At 51.9% G+C, this 22,687-nt stretch carries 16 protein-coding genes; 12 read left to right on the top strand and 4 right to left on the bottom strand.

Annotated elements, in window-relative coordinates:
* Window positions 1-57: 57 nt before the first annotated feature.
* Window positions 58-618 carry a histidine phosphatase family protein gene (locus GC101_RS22455; RefSeq protein WP_171719085.1) on the bottom strand — a complete coding sequence of 187 codons (561 nt, stop codon included), beginning with the start codon at window positions 616-618 and terminating at the stop codon, window positions 58-60.
* A gap of 66 nt (window positions 619-684) precedes the next feature.
* Here GC101_RS22455 and GC101_RS22450 point away from each other — a divergent pair, with 66 nt between their 5' ends.
* The 3 genes from GC101_RS22450 to GC101_RS22440 are packed head-to-tail and all read left to right on the top strand — an operon-like array spanning window position 685 to window position 2,066.
* Window positions 685-999, top strand: coding sequence for a helix-turn-helix domain-containing protein (locus GC101_RS22450; protein WP_171719084.1), 315 nt, complete (start codon window positions 685-687; stop codon window positions 997-999).
* Window positions 981-1,469, top strand: a complete 489-nt coding sequence (locus tag GC101_RS22445; protein WP_171719121.1) for an AraC family transcriptional regulator — start codon at window positions 981-983, stop codon at window positions 1,467-1,469. The genes GC101_RS22450 and GC101_RS22445 overlap by 19 nt, the downstream gene beginning before the upstream one ends.
* A 24-nt stretch (window positions 1,470-1,493) precedes the next feature.
* Window positions 1,494-2,066, top strand: a complete 573-nt coding sequence (locus tag GC101_RS22440; RefSeq protein ID WP_171719083.1) for a GNAT family N-acetyltransferase — start codon at window positions 1,494-1,496, stop codon at window positions 2,064-2,066.
* 155 nt (window positions 2,067-2,221) lie between these two features.
* On the opposite strand, the gene GC101_RS22435 is transcribed toward GC101_RS22440, so the two are convergent.
* Both GC101_RS22435 and GC101_RS22430 read right to left on the bottom strand, forming a co-directional pair.
* Window positions 2,222-3,997, bottom strand: a complete 1,776-nt coding sequence (locus GC101_RS22435; protein WP_171719082.1) for an ABC transporter transmembrane domain-containing protein — start codon at window positions 3,995-3,997, stop codon at window positions 2,222-2,224.
* Complete coding sequence (locus tag GC101_RS22430) at window positions 3,984-5,759, bottom strand: ABC transporter ATP-binding protein (RefSeq protein ID WP_042133617.1); 1,776 nt, start codon at window positions 5,757-5,759, stop codon at window positions 3,984-3,986. Before GC101_RS22430 ends, GC101_RS22435 begins: the two co-directional genes overlap by 14 nt.
* 233 nt (window positions 5,760-5,992) lie before the next feature.
* Here GC101_RS22430 and GC101_RS22425 point away from each other — a divergent pair, with 233 nt between their 5' ends.
* Complete coding sequence (locus GC101_RS22425) at window positions 5,993-7,372, top strand: amino acid permease (RefSeq protein WP_171719081.1); 1,380 nt, start codon at window positions 5,993-5,995, stop codon at window positions 7,370-7,372.
* A 351-nt stretch (window positions 7,373-7,723) separates the two neighbouring features.
* On the opposite strand, the gene GC101_RS22420 is transcribed toward GC101_RS22425, so the two are convergent.
* Window positions 7,724-8,710, bottom strand: a complete 987-nt coding sequence (locus GC101_RS22420; RefSeq protein ID WP_171719080.1) for a DUF4003 family protein — start codon at window positions 8,708-8,710, stop codon at window positions 7,724-7,726.
* A gap of 171 nt (window positions 8,711-8,881) precedes the next feature.
* On the opposite strand from GC101_RS22420, the gene GC101_RS22415 reads away from it, so the two are divergent.
* The 8 genes from GC101_RS22415 to GC101_RS22380 all read left to right on the top strand — a co-directional run bounded on the left by GC101_RS22415 (window position 8,882) and on the right by GC101_RS22380 (window position 22,599).
* Window positions 8,882-11,269, top strand: a complete 2,388-nt coding sequence (locus GC101_RS22415; protein ID WP_171719079.1) for a GH36-type glycosyl hydrolase domain-containing protein — start codon at window positions 8,882-8,884, stop codon at window positions 11,267-11,269.
* A gap of 70 nt (window positions 11,270-11,339) precedes the next feature.
* Window positions 11,340-11,795 carry a putative immunity protein gene (locus GC101_RS22410; RefSeq protein ID WP_343049808.1) on the top strand — a complete coding sequence of 152 codons (456 nt, stop codon included), beginning with the start codon at window positions 11,340-11,342 and terminating at the stop codon, window positions 11,793-11,795.
* 369 nt (window positions 11,796-12,164) lie between these two features.
* Window positions 12,165-13,187, top strand: coding sequence for a LacI family DNA-binding transcriptional regulator (locus tag GC101_RS22405; RefSeq protein WP_171719078.1), 1,023 nt, complete (start codon window positions 12,165-12,167; stop codon window positions 13,185-13,187).
* 430 nt (window positions 13,188-13,617) lie between these two features.
* Entirely contained in the window at window positions 13,618-14,871 is a 1,254-nt protein-coding gene (gene ulaA, locus GC101_RS22400) for a PTS ascorbate transporter subunit IIC (RefSeq protein ID WP_039292428.1), read from the top strand.
* A gap of 57 nt (window positions 14,872-14,928) precedes the next feature.
* The gene (locus GC101_RS22395; protein WP_042133628.1) at window positions 14,929-15,270 is read left to right on the top strand and encodes a cupin domain-containing protein; all 342 of its coding nucleotides are present in this window, start codon (window positions 14,929-14,931) and stop codon (window positions 15,268-15,270) included.
* A 335-nt stretch (window positions 15,271-15,605) separates the two neighbouring features.
* On the top strand, window positions 15,606-20,636 hold the full coding sequence (locus GC101_RS22390) for an AAA domain-containing protein (protein ID WP_171719077.1): 5,031 nt from the start codon (window positions 15,606-15,608) through the stop codon (window positions 20,634-20,636).
* A gap of 84 nt (window positions 20,637-20,720) precedes the next feature.
* Window positions 20,721-21,560, top strand: coding sequence for an aldo/keto reductase (locus GC101_RS22385; RefSeq protein WP_171719076.1), 840 nt, complete (start codon window positions 20,721-20,723; stop codon window positions 21,558-21,560).
* Between the two features lie 142 nt (window positions 21,561-21,702).
* Window positions 21,703-22,599, top strand: coding sequence for an SDR family oxidoreductase (locus GC101_RS22380; protein WP_042210599.1), 897 nt, complete (start codon window positions 21,703-21,705; stop codon window positions 22,597-22,599).
* Window positions 22,600-22,687 lie beyond the last annotated feature (88 nt).

The raw sequence follows: 22,687 nt of genomic DNA, 5'->3' as shown, positions 1-22,687 counted from the left end.
CCTTTGATTAGGTTATACCATAGAGCTGTGACAGCAGTCTGTCCAGTTTAACCAGATTCAGCTCCTGTTCCAAATCCGCTGCACGCCGGTAAGTGTGTCTCCATTGAAGCTTAGCTTATAGATATCCGGCATATCCAGCTGCTTCCAGAAGCCGTAATCATAACGCTTATCCAGCGCATTCATGATTAAGACCATAATGTTACCGTGAGTCCCGATGACGGCGTTACTGCCTTGGTATTGCTGCAATACTTTGTGGAGTGCCTGAACTCCCCTGTCCTGGGCAATCAGGTTAGATTCTCCGCCTTCCCAGGCAAAAGAGGGATTCTCCCATACCTTCGCAATGGCCTGGCCGAAGTCACTGACAGGTCCGCCGGACAACAACCGTTCTCTGAAATCCTCTTCGATTACAGGTTCAAGGCCCAGGGGGCCGGCCAGTCCTTCAATGGTCTGTATTGCCCGTTTATAGGGACTGGAGATCAGGACATGAACATTCTCATGGATAAGCAGTCCGCTGACCTTCTGCGCATCTGCCTGTCCGCGTTCTGATAAAGGTCTGTTTAATTCATCGGCAGAATAAGCCGAGTGCGCATGTCTTACCAAATACAAATTTGTAACCATTATTTATCGCCTCATCTGCTAATATTTGTAATGCATTGTATCATGAATGAAGCGGGGAATTCAGCGATGAATCTTGATTATAGAGAGCGGATCGATAAGGTCATTGCCTACATAGAGGAACACAGCGGTCAGTCGCTTAAGCTCGATACACTGGCGGAGATCTCCCATTTCTCCAAATTTCATTTCAGCAGAATATTCACAGCTATGGTCGGTGTGACTCCCATGGCCTTTGTAAACAGGAAGCGTATACAGCACTCACTGGTGCTGCTGACCGAAACGAATAAGACTATTCTGGAGGTTGCAGGTCAAAGCGGTTTCGAATCGGTATCGGTCTTTAATGCCCATTTCAAACGGTATTATGGCTGTACACCGGGCAGGTAGAAATCAGGCAGATCCCTGAGGTTGAAGTTGCTTATATCAGGCATATTGGAAGTTACCTGGATACGTATAGCGCATGGGACAAGCTAAGCCGCTGGGCAGACCAGCGGGGTATTCATGGAGGGAATCAGCAGTTTATCGGAATATCGTTGGATGACGGGGATCTCGTAGAGGAGTCTGCGTGCCGGTATGATGCCTGTGTCACCCTTCCGGAAGGGTTTGAGCAGGAAGCACACCGGCCGCAGGTAGAATTCAAGACAGTATCCGGCGGCATCTATGCGGTGTATTCATACTACGATACGGTAGACAAATTGGTCCTCGCGTATGACAGCATGTTCAGCGTGTGGTTACCCCGCAGCGGATATGAAGCGGACGATAGGCCCTGCCTCGAATTCTGTCTGAATGATCCCATGAAGGATCAGGAAGGCAAGTGTAAGGTTGATTTGTATATTCCCATTAAGCAGCGCGTATAAGTATCGGAGAATGGAGTGGCGGGAATGAATGTGGAGGTTGTATTTGAACGTTTTCCTGTACTAAGATCAGATGAACTTGTATTGAACAGAATTGAAGAGACTCATCTGGACGAGCTGTTTGATATTTACAGCAACGATAGAGTTTTTGAATATTGCGGGATCATTCCGAAGCATAACAAGGCTACAGTCAGCAATATGATAGGACATTTTGAACGGGACTACGCCAAAAGATCAAGGGTCAAGTGGGGGATCTTTGCCAGTGGTGAGGAGGGTCGTCTGCTCGGAATTATTGAAGCCTGTGATTTCAATCAGAAGGTGAATATGGTGACGATCGGCTACTTCCTGGCGGAAGCCCATTGGGGGCAAGGCATTGCCTCTAAGGCTGTTGAAATCCTGCTGGATTATATCTTCAGGGAGGTTCAGGTGAACAGAATTCAGGCCGAAGTCATGCTGATGAATGAACCGTCCAAGAAGGTGCTCCTGAAGACCGGCTTCATCAAGGAGGGGATGCTGCGGCAAGCCGCCTTATGGTCAGGCAAAGGAATTGTCGATCTGGAGATATACAGTATGCTTAGGGAAGATTATATTCAGGTGTGAAAATAAGAAAAAAAGCTCAGGCCCGTTAATAGGCTTGAGCTTTTTGGTGCTGTAAGAACTAAATTATTGGGGTAATTTTTGGGGTCCCCGCAAAGTACCTGAGTCAGCTTCGAAACTGGAGCCTCACTTTGTGGGGTTATTTTTGCGGGGGAGGTTTATGCTTCCATCTTCTGCGCCGTATAGAGCCGGTGGTAGAGGCCGCGGCGGGCGATCAGCTCATCATGCGAGCCGCTTTCCGCAATGCCCTTATTCGAGACATACATGATGCGGTCGCAGTTCTTCACGGTGGACAGCCGGTGCGCGATGATGAACGACGTACGTCCCTTAAGCAGCTCATTCAGACCCTTCTGGAGCAGACGCTCGGTCTGCGCATCAATGGAAGAAGTGGCTTCATCCAGAATGAGAATGCGCGGGTTGGCCAGCAGGGTTCTGGCGAACGAGATGAGCTGCCGCTGTCCCTGGGACAGCTTGGAGCCGCGCTCGTTGACCTCCGTCAGGTAGCCCTGGTCGAATTCACGGATGAAATCATCGGCACAGACAGCCTTCGCAGCGGCGATGATCTCTTGCTCGGTGGCATCCGGTCTGCCGTAGCGGATATTATCCAGAATCGTTCCCGAGAAGATGAAGCTGTCCTGCAGCATAATCCCCATCTGGCTGCGCAGCGATTTCAGCGTGATCCCGGCGATATCCTGCCCGTCGATCAGGATTCTGCCGCCGGTAAGGTTATAGAAGCGCGAGATCAGATTGACGACCGTAGTTTTGCCTGCACCGGTCGGACCGACCAGGGCGATGCTCTCTCCGGCTGCGACATCGAAGGAGATGTTCTCCAGGATGTTCAGCCCCGGATCGTAGGCGAAGGTTACATCGTCGAAGGTGACCCGGCCCTGAACGGGCGGCAGCTCCTTCGCCCCGGGAATATCGCTGACGGTAACCGGCTCATCCAGCGTTTCGAAGATACGCTCCAGATAGGCTACCGCATTGATGAAGTTGTTGTACAGCTGGGATAGATTGAGAATCGGCTGCCAGAAGCGGGCGGCATAACTGCTCATTGCGAGAATGACACCAAGCGTCATGCTCTGCGGGTTCAGAGTCAGCAGGCCAACCAGGAAAATCATTGCCGTAACCATGGTAGACAAGTTATCGACAGTGAACGGAATAAGCGTATTGTAACGCAGTGCCCGCATCCATTCCGTGCGGAAATTACCGGCCAGCCGTGTGAAGACGCCCTCATTGCGCTGTTCCCGGGAGAACATCTGGGTCACGCCGATCCCGCTGATGCTTTCCTGCAGATAGGCGTTCAGATTGGAGCTTTTGTTCGATACCGCCTGCCATGCCCGGCGCTGCCGGGTTTTGATAAGCAGCATGACACCGAGGAATACAGGCAGTCCGGCAAGGATGACGAAGGAGAGCCGGACATCAACGGCGAACATGAAGGCAGCGATGAAGATCAGATTCACGATTTCCAGGATAAAGTTAATAATTCCGTTCGACAATACGTCGGATACAGCATTGACGTAGTTAACAACCCGGATCAGAATCTTACCCTGCGGCCGGTCATCGTAATATTTGAACGGCAAATCCTGCAGATGCTTGAACAGATCGGTACGGATATCGAAGATAATATCCTGCCCGACACTGGTCATGATCCGTGAGCGGATGGTAGCCAGAATTACGCTGACAACAATGGTCACCAGCATCAGCGCGGACCAGCCGACCAGCGCGCCCATATCTTTGGCGGGAATGGTCACGTCTACCACATGCTGCATAATCAGCGGGGCGGATAGGGCGATAGCCGCCGACAAGGCGCTAAGCACGAATGCGAGAATCATCGGTTTCTTCTTGCGTCTGATATAGACCATGGCCCGCCGGAAATGCTTAATATTAAACGGCGATTCCAGATTCTCATCGACATCGAATTTATTCCTGGCCACTCTCGGTCACCTGCCTTCCAATGCCCTCGTTCTGCAGCATAAATACATCGTAGTAATACCCCCGCTTGGCCAGCAGCTCGGCGTGGGTGCCTTCCTCAATCAGACGGCCGCCCTCTAAGATCAGGATGCGGTCTGCCTGGGCGGTAGTGGATACCCGCTGTGCAATGATAATCTTCGTGCAGGGATACTCCAGCTCACGCAGACTCCGCTGAATATGCTCCTCCGTCTCCAGATCGACCGCAGACGTCGTATCATCCAGGATCAGGATCGGACGGCGGACCGCCAGCGCGCGGGCAAGCGCAATACGCTGCTTCTGTCCCCCGGACAAGCCGACACCGCGTTCGCCGACTACCGTGTCATAGCCTTCCGGCATTTTGACGATGAAGTCATGGGCTGCTGCGAGGCCGGCATAGGCCTGTGCTTCTTCTTCCGTAAGCTCGGGGTCACCATAGGCGATATTCCCGTCGATTGTATCGGAGAACAGGAGGACGTCCTGCGTAGCCATCCCGATATTCCCGCGCAGTTCATCAAGCTCAAGCTCACGGACATCTCTGCCGTCTACCAGCACGCGGCCTCCGGCCACATCGTAGAACCGGGGGATCAGGTTGATCAGCGATGTCTTACCTGAGCCTGTCGCGCCCATAATGGCGATCGTTTCGCCGGGTTCAATCGTGAAGCTCAGATCATCCAGCACGGTAGCGCTGTCATATTTGAACCGGACATGCTCGAATTCAATCCGGCCCTCATAGCGGCGGCTCTCTGTGACATTATGCTCGTTCACAATAGCGGGGCGGGCATAATAGATATCAACGATTTTGGATAAGCTGGCAAAGAAGCGCTGGATATCATTGATAATAATCCCGATATTGCGCATAGGGTTGGATACCGCCCAGATAAGCGAAGAGAAGGCCGCGAATTCACCAAAGGTGATCCGGCCGTGCATCAGGAAGTAACCGCCCGCCAGCATCAGGATGACGTTGAAGGCTTGGGCGAAGGATTCCAGATAAGGAAAGTAATCAAGCCAGACTAGGGCCGCCTTCTTGTTCGCCACAGAGTAGTTGACATTCTTCTCCGTGAATTTGGCAATCTCAAACTCTTCACGGGCGAAAGCCTTGACTACACGGTTGCCTGAAATGTTCTCCTGGGTCGTCGTGTTAAGCTGGGACAGCCGCTCGCGCAGATCAATGTACATGGGACGGACACGTTTGGCGAAGATAAAGGCCACGACAAAAATCGGTGGCGACAGAATCAGCATCCACAGCGTCAGCTGGACATCAATCGTAAGGAAATAAATAACGGCCGCCAGAAAAATAGTGAGCGATTCAATGATCGTCTTGAAAATCCACGCCATCGAATGCCGGACCATATCCAGATCGCCTGTCATCTTGGTCATAAGATCACCGGTACGGTTGCGGTCATAATACTCCCGGTCCTGCCCCTGAATCTTGTTGTACAAATAAATGCGGATGTTGTACATCATATTCTGGGAGGATATTTCGTACTGCATGGTCGTTAGATAAGCCAGACCTGTACGGAGCAGGGAAAAGCCAATCATGCCCAGGCAGAGCGCGATGAGCAGACCCCTCTCTGTAGCAAGATTCTGCCCTGCATGGTCGCCGGCTATAAACGTATCGACGATGCGCTGGCTGAGGTACGGGTTCACAATCGTAAGACTTGAGCCCACTACCGAGAGACAAAGTGCCACGATATACCGTGCCCGGTTGCCCTCCAGGTTTTGCCACAGCCATTTAAGTTCAAACATCTGATCACCTGCTTCTGTTTTTCTTATTTCTTGTGAATAAATCAAAGTGATTATAACACTATGAAACAAAATGTATAGGTTTACAGCTAATTTTCTTGTTACAATCGACCGAACTTTTGGCGGAGTAATTCTGCATTGCGTTAATGTATGTCACAGCTTACAATGATTCTGACATACTATGATAGTTTTGCGTTCTACATAGGCAAGGAACATATATGAGGGGGAGCATTTTTTTGGAAACGAAACAGTTAACAAGAGGGCTTAAGCCGCGCCATATCGAGCTGATCGCACTCGGCGGTACGATTGGCGTAGGGTTATTCATGGGCTCTGCAAGTACGATTAAGTGGGCGGGGCCCTCCGTGCTGCTGGCCTATCTTTTGGCGGGAATAATCATGTTTTTTGTGATGCGGATTATGGGGGAGATGCTGGTGCTCGAACCGGTCACCGGCTCCTTCGCCACCTTTGCCCACAAATACATCAGTCCGCTGGCCGGATTTCTCACTGCCTGGAGCTACTGGTTCCTCTGGGTGACTGTAGGCATGGCGGAGGTTACTGCAATCGGGATTTACGTGGGATATTGGTTCCCGGACATACCGCAGTGGATTCCGGCTCTGATTGGTGTAGGTATTATTGCGGCAGCCAATCTGGCAGCTGTGAAATTGTACGGGGAGTTTGAATTCTGGTTCGCGATGATTAAGGTGGTCGCCATTGTCGTGATGCTGGTGATTGGAACCGGAGTGATCTTCTTTGGTCTGGGGAACGGCGGACAGCCGCTCGGCTTGTCGAACCTGTACAGCCATGGAGGTTTTTTTGCGGGAGGACTGAAGGGCTTCCTGTTTGCGCTCTGTATTGTCACGGCCGCCTATCAGGGGATTGAGCTGGTGGGCATTACTGCAGGGGAAGCCGAGGATCCTAAGCGTACTTTGCGAAAAGCGATCAAAAATATCATCTGGCGTATCCTGATTTTCTATGTGGGGGCAATCTTCATCATTGTAACAATCTATCCATGGAACGAAATTGGCGGAATCGGCAGTCCATTCGTGATGACCTTTGCCAAGGTGGGAATTGTCGGCGCTGCGGGCATCATCAACTTTGTCGTGCTGACAGCGGCCATGTCGGGCTGCAACAGCGGAATCTACAGTGCGGGCAGAATGCTGTACACCTTGGCCCAGAACGGGCAGGCTCCGAAGTTCTTCGGGAAGGTCTCGGCAAGCGGAGTTCCCAGAAACAGTATTATTACAACCATCTCCCTGCTGCTGGTCGGGGTGCTGTTCAACTACCTTATGCCGGATTCCAAGCTGTTTCTCTATATTTACAGCGCCAGTGTGCTTCCGGGAATGATTCCGTGGTTCGCCCTGGCCTTCAGCCAGTTCCGGTTCCGCGACAAGTGGAAGGGCGAAATGGCAGATCATCCGTTCAAGTCGCGCCTGTTCCCGATAAGCAACTACATTATCATTATCTTCCTGTCGCTCGTGATCGTCGGCATGTGGTTCAACCCGGACACACACCTGTCGCTGATTGTGGGGGCTTCGTTCCTGGCCATTGTTGTTGCCGGCTATTATGCCTTCGGCATTGGCAAGCGTGAGCGTCCGGAGGAGGCAGGGGAAGCTTAGAGGATAATACAAGAGCCTGTCTCCAATAAACTGGGGACGGGCTCTTTTTCTGGAACCACTTTTATAGAAATGTCGCCGGAATACATCCCGGCAGAATTGAGACTTTTAGGTAAACACTGTATCGGCCTTATGTTGTACGTAATGCAACTTTGGCTCATAGTTACCCGTGTGTTTAGGAGTATTGTTGTACATAATACAAGAATTTTCCCGTCATACTGGCTGAAACCGAAGAACTGTTGTATTTTGTGCAACAATTCTGGTTTACGGCCGATTTTTCGAAGAAAATGTTGTATTTGGTGCAGGAATTCCATCACATAACCGGTCTCTGCCACACACGGCAGGCCTATGAATCTAATTCGAAGCAGACGAAGCGGCAGCAGCAGATGCGGCTGCAACCGCTATTGCCGTCTGCTGGGCAATGATGATGTTGGTAAGGCTGGTAGATAACGCGGAAGTGATAATGCCGCTTTTCACGTCGTCTACATACGTATAGGACACCAGTGCAGCAGACAGCAGGAGCAGCTCCTGCTTGTTAATCGACCAATTTCCGAAGCCCTTCCGGGTGCGCAGTACCTCATACGTCTCCGAGACATCGCTTACCAGCTCTTTCTGTTCATAAGGGAGCAGTGACAGGATGCCAAGCGAAGGAAGTGTATATTCCTTGTCCATCCGGATGTCCTGTGCACGGAAGGACTCGCGCAGGCTGAGCACCCGTTCTGCAGATCCGCCATCTTCCTCCCCAAGCAGCATTACCTGTGTCAGAGCCTGAACGCTGTTGCCGGAGAAAAACTCAGGCTTCAGAGCAACATAGAGCTGTTCCAAGCGCTCTACTCCGTGCTCGATTCCGATATTGGAAATTCCGAGCATGGCAGCGAAGATATAGTCATCCTGTCCAGTCAGGAAAGGGTGCTTCGCTCTCATACCATCGAAGAATGCCTTCGTGCGTTCGATCACCCGGATATATTGCTCGGATGTTGTATGGGCAGCAATCTGATAGGCGGCAATGACGAGATAGTCAGAAGCCCTGAATTTGATCTCCTTCATCAGCTCATAGACGGCCAGCGTTTCGGCAAGCTGCTGCTCCGGTTTAGCAGAAAGAGAGAGCAGGGTGGCAATACTGATGGCGGAAGTCCCGCGGAAGGAAGAGAACATCCGGGTGTTCTCCTTGATCAGCGCATGGTGCGCACGGATCGCTTCAGGATCGGCTGTTTTGTTCTCCACGGTGTAGAGCAATGCGGCCAGGCGGTTCACCTGAGCATTTTGCCAGGGGAATTCTTTCTTGATTCTCTGTGCATTTTCAGCGAACAATTCAAGTCTTGCCAGGTATTGTTCCTTCATCGGATACACCTCTCATCTATACTTGGATACTTGGGCTAATTCTACTATACAAACCCAAATGATGAAAATGAATCTAATCTCATAGACTTGCCGTGTAACCTATGAGAGCGTATTCTTGAACATAGAGAAGGTACATCAGCGCATTATAAACCTGGAAAGAGAGGCATGAGAATGATAAGAGCATCTGAAGATAACGAGTATTATGAGTTGTCGAGCCCGACAATTCTGCCCAAGGCTTCAGGATTTCTATGGAATGAGCGGATGATGATTCATATGAATTGCCGCGGGTATGCGGTAGCCCAGTTCATGCAGCCCGAGCCTGCCAAGTACTCCTATGCCCCGAATCTGGAAGCCAAGACCTTCATGCAGCCGGAGCAGCCCTATTATGCCCACCATCCCGGCCGGTTTGTCTATGTGAAGGATGAGGAGAGCGGTGAGCTATTCTCTGCCCCGTATGAACCCGTACGTATGCCCCCTGATCACTATACCTTTGCTGTAGGCAAACATAATATTGTGTGGAAAATAGAGAAGAGCGGTATCGCCATCGAGATGACGCTGAGCCTGCCCAAGGATGAGCCGATGGAGCTGTGGCGGGTGAAGGTAACCAATCTGTCTTCTGCTCCACGGAAAATAAGTATCTATCCCTACTTCACCATCGGCTACATGTCATGGATGAACCAGTCCGGCGAATATAAGGAAGCTCTGCAAGGCATCGTCGCTACAGCCATTACGCCTTACCAGAAATATCAGGAATACGACAGAATCAAACACCTGAAGGACAAAACCTTCCTGCTGGCTGATCACGCTCCGGCATCCTGGGAGGTGAACCAGGAAGCATTCGAAGGGGAGGGCGGGATCAGCTCGCCGTCAGCGCTGAGAAGCAGTCTGCTATCCCGGGGAGAATCCCGTTACGAATCGCCGGTTGCCGTTCTGCAATATCGGCTCGGCCTCGAGGCTGGTGAAGAGCGCGAATACCGGTTCATCTTCGGTCCGGCTCAGACAGAGCAGGAGATCGCTGATATCCGCCAGCGGATGTTCCAGAATGCGGATGCCGACGGCGAAGACGGATTCGAGCTTGCGGAACGTGAATACGCGGAATACATCCGCGAAGGCAGAGGCTGCATTGAGATCACGACTCCGGATGCGGATCTTGATAATCTGGTCAACCACTGGCTGCCCCGGCAGATGTACTATCACGGGCAGACGAACCGCCTGACGACAGACCCCCAGACCCGTAATTATCTGCAGGATAATATGGGCATGAGTTATATTAAGCCGCAGATAGCCAGGCAGGCTTTTCTGACTGCTCTAAGCCAGCAGGCGGTAAGCGGAGCTATGCCGGATGGCATTATTTTGCATGAGGCTGCTGAACTGAAATATATTAATCAGGTCCCGCATACGGACCATTGTGTCTGGCTGCCCATTTGCCTCAGTACCTATCTGGATGAGACGGATGATTACAGCATTCTGGAAGAGGTTGTCCCTTATGCGGGGAATGAGGAAACAGGATCAGTCTTCGAACATATTGACCGGGCGATGCATTGGCTGATTCATGAGCGGGATGAACGGGGTCTGAATTATATCAATCAGGGTGACTGGTGTGACCCGATGAATATGGTAGGTTACCGGGGCAAGGGAGTATCCGGATGGCTGACGATAGCTACGGCGTATGCCTGCATGATCTGGGCGGATATCTGCGGTCACAGCGGCCGGCTGGAGGCTGGCAAGGCATTCCGCCTTGCGGCGGATGAGACGAATGCGGTCGTCAATCAGTATTTCTGGGATGGTGAGTGGTACGCACGGGGAATCACCGATGACAATGTCGTGTTCGGAATTAGTGAGGATAAGGAAGGGCGGATCTTCATTAATCCGCAAGGCTGGGCGCTGCTCAGCGGTGCGGCCGATGAAGAGAAGCGGGAGAAGCTAATGAAGTCGGTCACGGAACAGCTGGAGACACCATATGGGGTTGAAAAGCTGGCACCCTCCTATACCGCCATGCGGGAGGATGTAGGCCGGGTCACACAGAAGCATCCGGGCACTGCCGAGAACGGGGCAGTCTATAATCATGCCGCAGCGTTCTATATCTATGGCCTGTATGCGGTGGGAGAGCAGGATCAGGCGTACCGCCTGCTGCGCAAAATGCTCCCGGGACCTGACATCGGGGATATCATCAGACGGGGCCAATTGCCTGTCTTCATCCCCAATTATTACCGCGGTGCTTACAAGCAATTCCCGAAGACTGCCGGACGCTCCAGCCATCTGTTTAATACTGGCACCGTTCCGTGGGTATACCGCTGCCTGATAGATGGCCTGTTTGGACTCCAGGGCACGCGCGAAGGACTGCAGGTGAAGCCGCAGCTCCCTTCCGGCTGGCAGGAGGTTACGGTTAAACGTAACTTCAGAGGTGCCGGGCTGCACATCAAGATGCAGCGTGAAGCGGGGGTGACCAAGACAGAGGTCTATCTGGACGGCCAGTTAGTGGAGGATGGTATTCTTAAAGGTCTGAAATCCGGTATGGATTATACTGTGCTGGTCAAGCTTCCGCCTGACAATGCCTGATAGAGATGAATACTAACCGAAGGGCCGGAATCGCTGGAAGATTCCGGCCTTCTTCCAAGGGAGGAATATAGTGAAAGCGAAACTGGCCGCGGGCGGACTGGATAAGTCCATCGCCGCGCTTGCAGGCACAAGTAATCATCAAGTGTTAGCGCTCTGGGCTGCCGACTGCGCCGAGCGCGTGCTGCCTTATCTGGAGGCAGCATGCCCGGAAGACCAGCGGCCGCGGCAAGCGGTTGAAGCAGGACGCGCCTGGGTGCGCGGTGAGCTTAAGATGGCCGCAGCCCGCCAGGCAGCGTTTGCCGCTCATTCAGCGGCCCGTGACGCCGGTCCGGCAGAGGCTTGCGCTGCAGCCCGCGCAGCCGGACATGCTGCGGCAACTGCGCATGTTGCCGCCCACGCAGTGCATGCCGCAACCTATGCCGCTAAGGCTGTTCATGCCGCGGCGGCCCCTGACGGAGCGGAACTCGCCGTCACGCAGGAGCGTGAATGGCAGTACCGGCATCTGGCCCGGCTTAACGAGGCCTGATTAGTTGAGGGGGAGGACTGGTAGAAGTCCTCCTGCGATCCTTTTGGCGGCAGTCAGTTACACTGACTTGAAATCCTGCACTAAATACAACAATTCTCTTAAACACACAGATATGATTGAATCAAAGTTGCAAAACGTACAACTTTTATGATTTATCGCTTTGCCGGCTGCAGAAAGATCCCGCGATTCGCTTAAAGATATGAACTCTGAACAAACTGTGTCGTTCCGGCCTGGGCAAATTTATGCCTGATTTCCTACCCGCCCAAGAAAGTATATAATACAGTAGAACTCACATGCGTCGTGAAAACACTTTGGCACACGGGCGAAGTGTCTTTTTGCATAAGGGAAAGTGTTGTAGGGGGCTGGATCATGGCAGTTACGATGAAGGAAGTTGCCGAACTTGCAGGGGTATCCAAAAGTACGGTTTCGCAATTTCTGAACAAGAGATTCAACTATATGAGTGTGGATACGAAGAAGAAGATTGAAGAGGCCATTGAAGAGCTTAACTATATTCCCAACGAGGTGGCCCGCAGTCTCAAGCATAAGAAGACGTTCATTGTAGGCGTGATTTCCTCAACCATTCTATCGAAATTCACTACGGAGGTTGTGCGTGCCATCGAGGATGAATGCCAGCTGAAGGGGGTGCAGGTGATCGTCTGCAACACCGATGATGACCCGCTCAAGGAGAAGAAATACGTTCAGTCGATGATTGCGCGGCAGGTGGACGGCCTGATTATTTTTCCGACGGAAGAGAATAAGAAGATGTATTCCTCGCTGGTTAAGAATGGATATCCATTTGTATTTGTTGACCGTAAAATAGACGATATCAGCGTGGACACCGTACTGCTCAATAACGAGAAAGCCAGCGAGCTGGCAGTCGAAGCCTTCGTCCTTCATAACCATACCCAAATAGGAATCATCACCTTTCCGCTTGGCAAAAAGGCAATTACCACGCGGGTTGAGCGCTTGTCCGGTTACAGAAGTACGCTGAAGAAGCATAGTCTTCCGGTGAATGAGAGCTATATCCAAAGCGGCAGACTGGACGAAATGCCGGCGCTGATCGGGCAGCTGTTCCATATGGACAATCCGCCTACTGCCATCATCGCCACCAATGACATGATTTTGGAGCAGGTGCTGATCTACGCCAAGAATAACCGCTTAAGCATACCGGAGGATTTCTCCCTGATCGGGATCGATGATGTATCCTTTGCTTCCTTCTACAATCCGCCGATTACGACCATATCCCAGCCAAGCTTTGAAATGGGGAAGAGGAGCGCCCGGCTGCTGCTGGATCTAATTGACCAGAAGGAAGAGGAGCAGGCAGGGCGGCCCGAGCTGGTTCGTTTGAACCCTGAGATTAACCATAGGGAATCGGTCCGCACGCTGGACTGAATGATTAAGGGCATAGATTATTGAATCGCGCAGCTTACTTTCTTTTGGACCGGAGACAGAACCGGAGAAGGAGAGTAAGTCTTTTTTTTGCTTTGGAAACGGTTTTATTTTTTCTGTTGCAAAAAGCAGATATCACGTTATAATGATCGTATGATTCGAGTAATGAATACCCTTGCATTCCTGATTGTTCCTGTTTTTAACAATGATAGCGTGTTCTTTTGAAGAGGGGGTACCGGATGGCGGTAAATGAGTGAAGCGTTTGATTGTGGTTGTGATTTTGTTCACAAACAAACAAAGTAGTTTTATTGCACAATGATAACGCATGTTGTTTCATGGTTTACGGGAGTATCAAATTTTTTTGGAATTCTACTAAATCGATTTAGTAACGAGTTTAAAACTATAACTTTGAGAAAGAAGTTGGAGACCCGCCATGCATATGTTTATGAGTATTATCAAAGAACCATCGATTATTATTGCCATTGTGACGCTTCTCGGCCTCATCTTTCAGCGTAAGAAGATTCCTGAAATTATTACGGGCACAACCCTTTCCTTCATGGGCTTCACCATGATCAAAGTGGGCGGCGGTATCCTGGGCGGCGTGCTCACCAACTTCAGCAAAATGTTCTCATATGCCTTCCACCTCAAGGGTGTTGTGCCGAGTAACGAAGCTATCATGGCGCTGACCATTGATCAGATTGGAGCAGACGCTGCGCTGATCCTGCTGTTCTCCATGATTCTGAACATTGTGCTTGCGCGTGTAACGAAGTTCAAATACATCTATCTGTCTCTGCACCTTGTTCTGTTCATGAGCTTCGCCGCTACTGCGGTTATGAAAGGTCTGGGACTAAGCTCAGTAGTGACTGTTATTGTCGGTTCCCTGGCCATAGGCAGTTACATGGCGGTATTTCCTTATCTGCTGCGCAATGCCAGCCGGAACATCATCAAGTCGGATGAATATACCATCGCTCATGCTTCCATGACCTCCTACATCATCGGTACGTACCTGGGCAAAGTGTTCGGCAACCGTGAGAATGATACGGAGAACATCAAGATTAACGACCGGATCAGCTTTTTGCGCGATCCCAATGTGGCTACTACCTTAACGATGCTGGTGCTGCTGCTGGTGTCAGGACTCGTCGCCGGTGCTGATTTTGTTAACGAATTATCGGATGGCAAGGAATATATCGTCTTCATTCTGGAGCAGGCTGCAATTTTCGCCGCCGGGTTGTATATCGCCAAAGCCGGTGTTAAGCTGTTTACTACAGAAATCGTCCCTGCCTTCAAAGGCTTCTCCCAAGTGTTCGCTCCGGGCGCAATCCCAGGTGTGGATGTCCTGGTCCTGTTCGACAAATCGCCGAATTCCGCTCTGGTCGGATTCCTGGTCAGCTTCTTTACGGGTGTGGCCTGCGTGTTCCTGTTCCCGCTCGTTGGATTGCCGGTAATTGTTCCTGGAATTATGGCCTGCTTCCTGGCCGGCGGTGCTGCTGCGATCTTTGGGAATTCCAGCGGAGGCTTCAGAGGGGCTGTCATTTCCAGCTGTCTGAACGGTTTCCTGCTGTGTCTGCTGCCTGCTCTTACGTTGCCGCTGTTCTCCTACCTGGGAGCTGAAGGGGTAACATTCGCTGACCCGGACTTCACTTCTTTGTCGGTTATCCTATGGGGGATTTTCCGCTGGTTCCATTAATTTTTTTGCACACTAACTAAATCGATTTAGTGACTATTGAATAGGAGGTATTATTTTATGTTTTATCACGATCAAGAGATTCAGGCTGTAACTGTAGACAGCAATACTACCCGTAAGGTGCTCGCTCACAGCGACCAGATCATGTATACGAAGGTGATGTTCGCCCAAGCCCAGGAAGGAGAAATCCCGCTGCACAAGCATGTGCATGAACAGGTTACCTATGTGCTGCAGGGCAGCTTTCAGTTCATGATCGATGACGGTGAAACGCAGGATGTACAGACCGTCAAGGCTGGCGACAGTATCCACTTCCCGTCCAATGTGCTTCACGGCTGTATCCCGCTGGAGGATGACGGCGTTCTGTTGGATGCTTTTACACCGGCACGGGCGGATTTTCTATAGAAGAGTAATTGAAAAAGCAGATTAAGCTGATGAGAGGCGCGGGGGATCCGCGTCTCTTTTTTTGGAAATAATTATAATATGGGGTCTACACAAAGAACCTGATTAAACATCGCAGTTAAAGCCCCCCTTGCGGGGTTATTTGAAAATATATGAATTTATATGTTTCAGATGATAAATTATCCTTCTATTTCTCGCTGAAACGGTACGGTCCTTTAAAGGACGGTACCGTTTCTACTTGGTATGGAAATACGGGTATTTTAACCTGGCCGATTATATTATAATTAGTTCAAAAAACAGGATCTTTGTCGCAAAAGGACAGAGAAGAAGGGCTTTGTATGGGAATTAGTGAAGATCAGCGAATCGCAGCGAAACAGAAGCTTATTCAGGTATTCACCTATCTGCAGGCTCTGCACCAGCTGAAGCAGCCGATAATCAAGCATATATCCGGGCAGTTATGGTCGCAGTCCCTTGCGGATCTGCCGGTTCATTCTAATGTGACCTGTGATTTCACAGAGGGGATAAGTCCCTCTGAACGTATAGACGAGGAGATGCCTGAGGTTCTGCTTCGCGTGAAGCGGCCTGACCGGACCGCCTGTCCGAAGCCGCCGGAGCTGCTGCAGCGCTGGCTGAAGCCGGATTGGGAGAAAATTCATACCCGCCCGGAACGGCTGGAGAGCATGGACAGCTACCGGGAAGCTGCGGATTCCGGGGAATATGAGGCTTATGTTGAACGTTTCGATCAGGACGAAGAGAGAGTGCGGCTCTGGGAGAATTGGACTCAGGAGCGTGAGGCCTGGCAGGAGCGGGAGTGGCCTGTCCGCAGAACGATTAAGCTGTTCGAGGATTTGTACATGCTCTATTCGTGGATTGAGCGTGAGCGGGACGCTGTGGAGCTGATGATCGGCGACGGGATTCTGCACTGGGAGCTTACACCGGAGACGATTCACCATCCGGTGCTGCTACAGAGGATCGAGCTTGTGTTCGATCCAGAGGGACCCGAATTTACAGTTATAGCCTCCGAAGCCGCCCCCGAATTTCATGGCTCCTTGTTCAGAGATGTGCCTGAAGTCAGTCCGGGGTCGATTAAGAAATGCACCGCGGATCTGCTCGAGGCTGCATGCTCCCCCTTGGATTTCACGGATACGGATGAATATTTGCGCAAAGTATCCGGATACTTGTCTGCCCAGACTGCGTTTATTCCTTATAATAGAACATCTGCACAACCGGCTCAGGACAAGACAGCAGTGTATATCCGGAGAGAACCGGTTATTTTCCTGCGCAAGCGGTCGGCCGGTTTCGATCATGCGTTCGAAGAGATTATTCAGGATTTACAAGATAGAGAGGAACTCCCCCAGGCGATTGCCAGAATTACCGGCATTGATCCGGGGGAGGCTTCAGACGGAACGCAGGTTTTTTCGTATTCGAATTTGAATGTGAATGGTGAGAACGAAGAGATTCTGTTCACCAAAGAAGCGAACTCTGAGCAGCTGGATATTGCTCTTAAGCTGGGCAGATACGGTTCTGTTCTGGTGCAGGGCCCGCCGGGTACCGGGAAGACGCATACGATTGCCAATCTGCTGGGCCATTTCCTGGCGGAAGGCAAAAGCGTACTGGTCACCAGTCACACCTCAAGGGCACTCGCCGTGCTGCGTGACAAGGTGGCAAGGCCGCTTCAGGATCTGTGTGTCAGTGTGCTGGATGATGCCAGCGGGCAGAAGCAGCTGGAGAATTCCATCGATAAGATTACTTCCACCTTAAGCTCCATATCCATTGAACAGACGGAAGCGGAAGTAGAGCAGCTGACTGCCGGACGCAAATCCATTCTGGAGCAGATCAGAGGCATTGAAGACAGATTGCGGCTCTCCAGAGAGAATGATTACCGGTCTATTGTTATGTTTGGCACTTCCTTCGATCCATCCGCAGCTGCCAAAATGATCTCCGCAGGCCGGCATACGATGGAGCTGGTGCCGGGAAGGATAGCCGCCGGACAGGCTTGTCCGCTTACCCCTGACGAGCTGGAACAGTTATATAGAAGCTCTGGGGAAATCAGTACACTGGATGAAGCGGAATTCCGGTACTTACGCAATCGTATAGAACTGCCTGTCACTCCTGAAATTTTCCATGAGCTTGTGCTGGAATATCAGGCACTTGCCGCTGCAGATACCGTCAGACATCTTCCTTACTTCAAGCCCGGTATGGCTGTACATCCCGGGAAGCTGAACGCCGCTCTCCAGCAGCTGCGTGAGGCGTTTGGTGCCGTTACTGAGGAGGACTGGAAGCTGAATCTGATCTCGGCAAAAGATAATGATAAGCACGATTGGACCGATCTGCTGGAAGAAGTGGAGAAGTGGCTTGAGCTATACCGGCTTGCGAGAACCGCCAGATACAAATATGGCTTTGAACATTTGGCCGATACGGATCTGCAGCCGCTGCTGCCTGTACTGGAGGAGATGAAGCGGTATCTGGAAGACGGGGGAAAGCTGAGCACGTTCCAGCTGTTGCTTAAGAGACCGTGGAAGAAGGCCTGCGATCTTATTGTGCCTACCGGCAAAGGAATTGAACAGGTCAACGCTGCCTACCTGGACGCTCTGCTTACTGTCGGTACGTATCAGGCGCAGCGGGCCAAGTCCGTCATCCGCTGGAAGCGTCAGGTTACGGACGGGGGCGGATATGATCTGGCCCGGTTCGGACCGCAGCCCGAAGAGTATATGGATAACATTATTCAGGAGATCCGCAGCCTGCTGGACTGGCGGCAGACAAGCTTTGATCCGCCGCTTCAATCCCTCGAGAGCGAGGGGCTGCTGTGGAATGTTCTGCTGAACGCCAAGCCTATGACCGTAGGCAAACATATGGATTGGATTCATATGCGGGAGCTGGTAGAGCAAGAGCTTCCTTCTATTATAGGTGCCAATATTAATGCAGAGAAATGGAGAACAGTTAAAGAGCAGATTGCGGAAGCAGGCAGGGCTGCAGAGTTGCTGGCAGATTCCCGTTCCGCTATAGCCCGCCGGCTGCAGGAGAGTGTAGCCCAGATGGATCCGCAGTCCTATGAGCAAGCGTATCAGGCAGTACAGCAATTATGGGATAAAAGCGCGCGGATCGGTCAAAGGGAAGAATGGCTGGAGCGGCTGCAGCAGAGTGCTCCGGATTGGGCGGAGGCGCTCAGGGACAGAAGCGGGATCCACGGAGAGCACCGGGCCCCCAATGGACTTGAAGCGGGTTGGCTGCTTAAACAATTGGATATGGAGCTTGATCAGCGGGCGGGCATCTCCGCACAACAACTTCAAGAAGAACTGGTGGAGATTCGTAAAAAGTTCAAAGCGGCCACACTTCAATTAGTGGAAAAGAAGGCCTGGCTGGCGCTTGCCCGGAAAACTACGCTGAAGCAGCAGAATGCTCTTCACGGCTGGAAGCTGCTGATGAAAAAAGCCGGCAAGCGCACGGGAAAAGCGGCTCCCCATCTGCTTGCCGAAGCCCGGAAGCTGATGCCGGTCTGCCAGACGGCTGTTCCTGTCTGGATTATGCCCACATACAGAGTGGTCGACAGCTTCACTCCGTCCGAGAACAGGTTCGATGTGGTTATCGTGGATGAAGCCAGCCAGGCAGATATTATGGCGTTGACAGCACTGTATCTGGGTACACAAATTGTTGTGGTAGGCGATGATGAGCAGGTGAGCCCGGAAGCCATCGGCCAGCGGCTGGATGAGACCAGAAGACTGATGGATGCCCATCTGGAGGGGATTCCCAATGCCGCACTTTATGACGGCAGCACCTCAATTTATGACTTAGCCAAAACCTCATTCGCGGGCATGACGCAGCTTAGGGAGCATTTCCGCTGTGTGGAGCCGATTATCCAGTTCAGCAACCTGCTCTCCTATAATGGTTCCATTCTTCCGCTCCGCGATGCCGGCGGAGTAACCACGAAACCGTATACCGTAGAATACCGGGTTGAGGGCGGGAACCGGAACAGTAAACGCAATGAGGCAGAAGCAGAGGCCATTGCTTCGCTAATTCTGTCTGCTATCCAACTGGAAGAATACAAGGATGCTACATTTGGCGTGATTACGCTGCTTGGCGAAGAGCAGGCCATTCTGATTGACCAGTATTTGCAGAAGTATATTCCGGCAACGGAATACAAGCGGCGGAAGATACGCTGCGGCAACTCCGCCCAGTTTCAGGGGGATGAGCGCGATATTGTGTTCCTGTCCATGGTGGACGCTTCAGAGGAAGCTGTGCCTCTGCGCCTCATCTCTGATCCGGGAAACCGCACCAAGAAAAGGTATAACGTAGCTGTGAGCCGCGCCCGTGACCAGCTATGGCTGGTGCACTCACTTGATTCCGTAGCCCAGCTCAAAGAAGGGGATTTGCGGAAACGGTTAATTGAGTATGTCAGAAATCCGTATGCAGCGGATGCAGCGTATAAACAGCATGAGCCTGTACTGGAATCCGAATTCGAGCGGCAGGTTATGCGGCGGGTGCTGGATGAAGGCTATAGAGTACTGCCTCAATGGAAAGTAGGGGCGTACCGGATTGATATGGTTGTTGAAGGCGGCGGGAGACGTCTGGCGGTGGAATGCGACGGAGACAAATGGCATCCGGCAGAGAAGCTTAAGGAAGATATGGACAGACAAGCCATACTGGAACGCCTTGGCTGGAGTTTTGTGCGGCTGCGGGGCGGTGAATATTTCCGGAATCCGGAGCAGGCGCTGCAGTCGCTGTTCCGCAGACTGGAGGAACTCGATATTCCCCGTGAGCTTCACCGGCAGGAGGCGGATGCGGATGACGGGAATGCCGGACAACCTGCGCTGAAGACGGTTATCGTAAACAGGGCAGCGCAGATCCGGCGGGAATGGCAGGAGCTTGAACGGGAACCTGGTGTTGAAGATTCGAGCTCTCCGGGGTCAGCGGCGGAGCCGGAGGGGTTCATTGCTGCGGAGCAAGCGCAAGAGGAGACGGCGGAATTCTTTTATCAGGAAATCAGCCGGCAGCCGAATTTGACGGACTATTGGACGGAAGAAATGCGAAGCAGGGAAGAAGACAGACAGGCGGTGCTGGAGCAGGAGCTTAGCTTGCTGGAAGCGGATGCGGGTCTGGAGCTTCCTTACTGGCAGGGCCTAACGGCCGACAGTTCTGGAACGGGAGAGGACGGGGACTCCGGCTCCGGATTTAACCTGGTGGAATATTTGCGCAGCCGGGATTTGCAGTTTGTAGATACCAGAGATCAGGACGGTGCAGTCTGGATTATTGAAGATCTGAACCTGATCCGCTATTTGCCGGAATTACGGCGGAAGGCAGTACCGTTTAATTATCTGAAGGAAGGGGTATATGCTACCCGCTGGAGAGCCGCCTGGTATAGCAGATCATGAGAATAATGATATGGGCTTTTTGATATTCCCCTCATTCTCTGCGATAATGTAAGCAACTATCTTAATAGAGGAGGCTGTATCATTATGGCTAATCACATTCCAGAAGTATTGTTGAACGACGGGTTGAATATGCCTGCGATTGGCTTTGGAACCGCGTGGATTAAAGGCACGGAGGGAGTACAGCATCTGAAGACTGCCCTCGATTTGGGCTACCGCCTGATCGATTCAGCATTTAACTATGAGAACGAAGGCGTTGTCGGGGAAGCGGTGCGGCAGGGCGGAGTGCCAAGAGACCAGCTGTTCATTACCTCCAAGCTGCCGGGACGTCACCATAAGTATGATGAAGCGATCGTGACCGTTCAGGAATCGCTGTACCGGGCAGGGCTGGATTATTATGATCTGTATCTGATCCACTGGCCGAATCCTAAGGTGAACCTGTATGTAGAAGCATGGCAGGCACTTATCGATGCCCAGAAGCAGGGGCTGATCCGCTCGATAGGGGTAAGTAATTTCCTGCCGGAGCATCTGGACCGTCTGGTTCAGGAAACTGGCGTAGCACCGAGCATCAATCAGATTGAGCTGCATCCGTATTACAATCAGGCAGAGCAGCGTGCTTACCACGGGAAACACGGGATTATTACAGAATCCTGGAGTCCGCTGGGACGCGGCACGGAGCTGCTGAAGAATGAACAGCTCGGCGCAATTGCCGCCGCTCATCATAAATCCATCTCACAGATTGTTCTGCGCTGGCATGTTCAGCTGGGTGCTGTTCCAATTCCGCGATCCTCTTCGGAAGAGCATCAGCGGGAGAATATTAATATTTTTGACTTTACGCTGTCCGATGAAGAGATGAAGCTAATCTCGGAACTTCCGACAACCGGACCACTGTGGGATCAGGACCCGGCGGTGTACGAAGAGTTTTAAGAAGGGTTGAATGGGAAGTGTTAAGCCTCTTGCTTATTTAGCAGGGGGCTTTTTCATATTCCTTGTCATACATAATTCGTTTAGGAAAATGGGAAGCTGGTTACATAGAAAGAGTCAGAAGCCTACAGAGGAGGAATACACAATGAGCGATCAATATACGATTCAGGACCCTGCGAAGCAGTATGAAAAAGCTACGCCGGAGTTTGAACAGCAGCAGCCGAGTCCCGGCCTGGAGAAGAAGATGCACCCGCGTCCCGATGACGGGGCGGGAACGTACCGCGGCAGCGGACGGCTTACCGGCCGCAAGGCCGTGATCACCGGAGCGGACAGCGGAATCGGGCGGGCGGTAGCCATTGCTTTTGCCCGTGAGGGGGCTGATGTGGTTCTTGCCTATCTGCCGGAGGAAGAAGCTGACGCGAAGGAAGTTGTTCAGCTGGTGGAGGAAGCCGGCCGCAAAGCCGTTGCTGTACCGGGCGATCTGAAGGACGAGAAGTACTGCGAACAGCTGATTGCGAAGGCCGTGGAAGAACTGGGCGGGATTGATATCCTGGCCAATATCGCCGGCAAGCAGCAGTTTGTACCGGATATCGCTGATCTGACCACCGAGCAATTCGATGCAACCTTCAAGACCAATGTATATGCGCTGTTCTGGCTCTGTAAAGCAGCGGTGAAGCATATGAAGCCGGGCAGTACGATCATTAATACTGCTTCCATTCAGGCTTATGAGCCTGCGCCGATTCTGCTGGATTATGCCACCACCAAAAGCGCAATCAACACCTTCAGCAAATCGCTGGCTCAGCAGGTAGCCGCCAAGGGAATCCGGGTTAATGTTGTAGCACCTGGACCTGTATGGACTCCGCTTCAGGTAAGCGGCGGACAGCCGCAGGAAGCGCTGAAGGATTTTGGAGCCAAAACACCGCTCGGACGTCCCGGCCAGCCAGCTGAAATGGCCCCGGCCTACGTATTTCTGGCCAGCCAGGAATCCAGTTATGTCAGCGGCGAGACTTTGAATGCTAATGGCGGCATGCCGACACCTTAAATCAGCGTATATGCTCAGACCTCCGCAAGGAGGTTTTTTGTTATAGCGTGCCCAGAGGCACGCATTATCTAGTTGGTGAAAGTCCAAC

Origin of the sequence: Paenibacillus phytohabitans, from assembly GCF_013141775.1 — a bacterium.
GTDB lineage: Bacteria > Bacillota > Bacilli > Paenibacillales > Paenibacillaceae > Paenibacillus_AQ > Paenibacillus_AQ phytohabitans.
The sequence above is the reverse complement of the archived record's forward strand: the minus strand, read 5'-3'. Positions and strand labels throughout refer to the sequence as shown.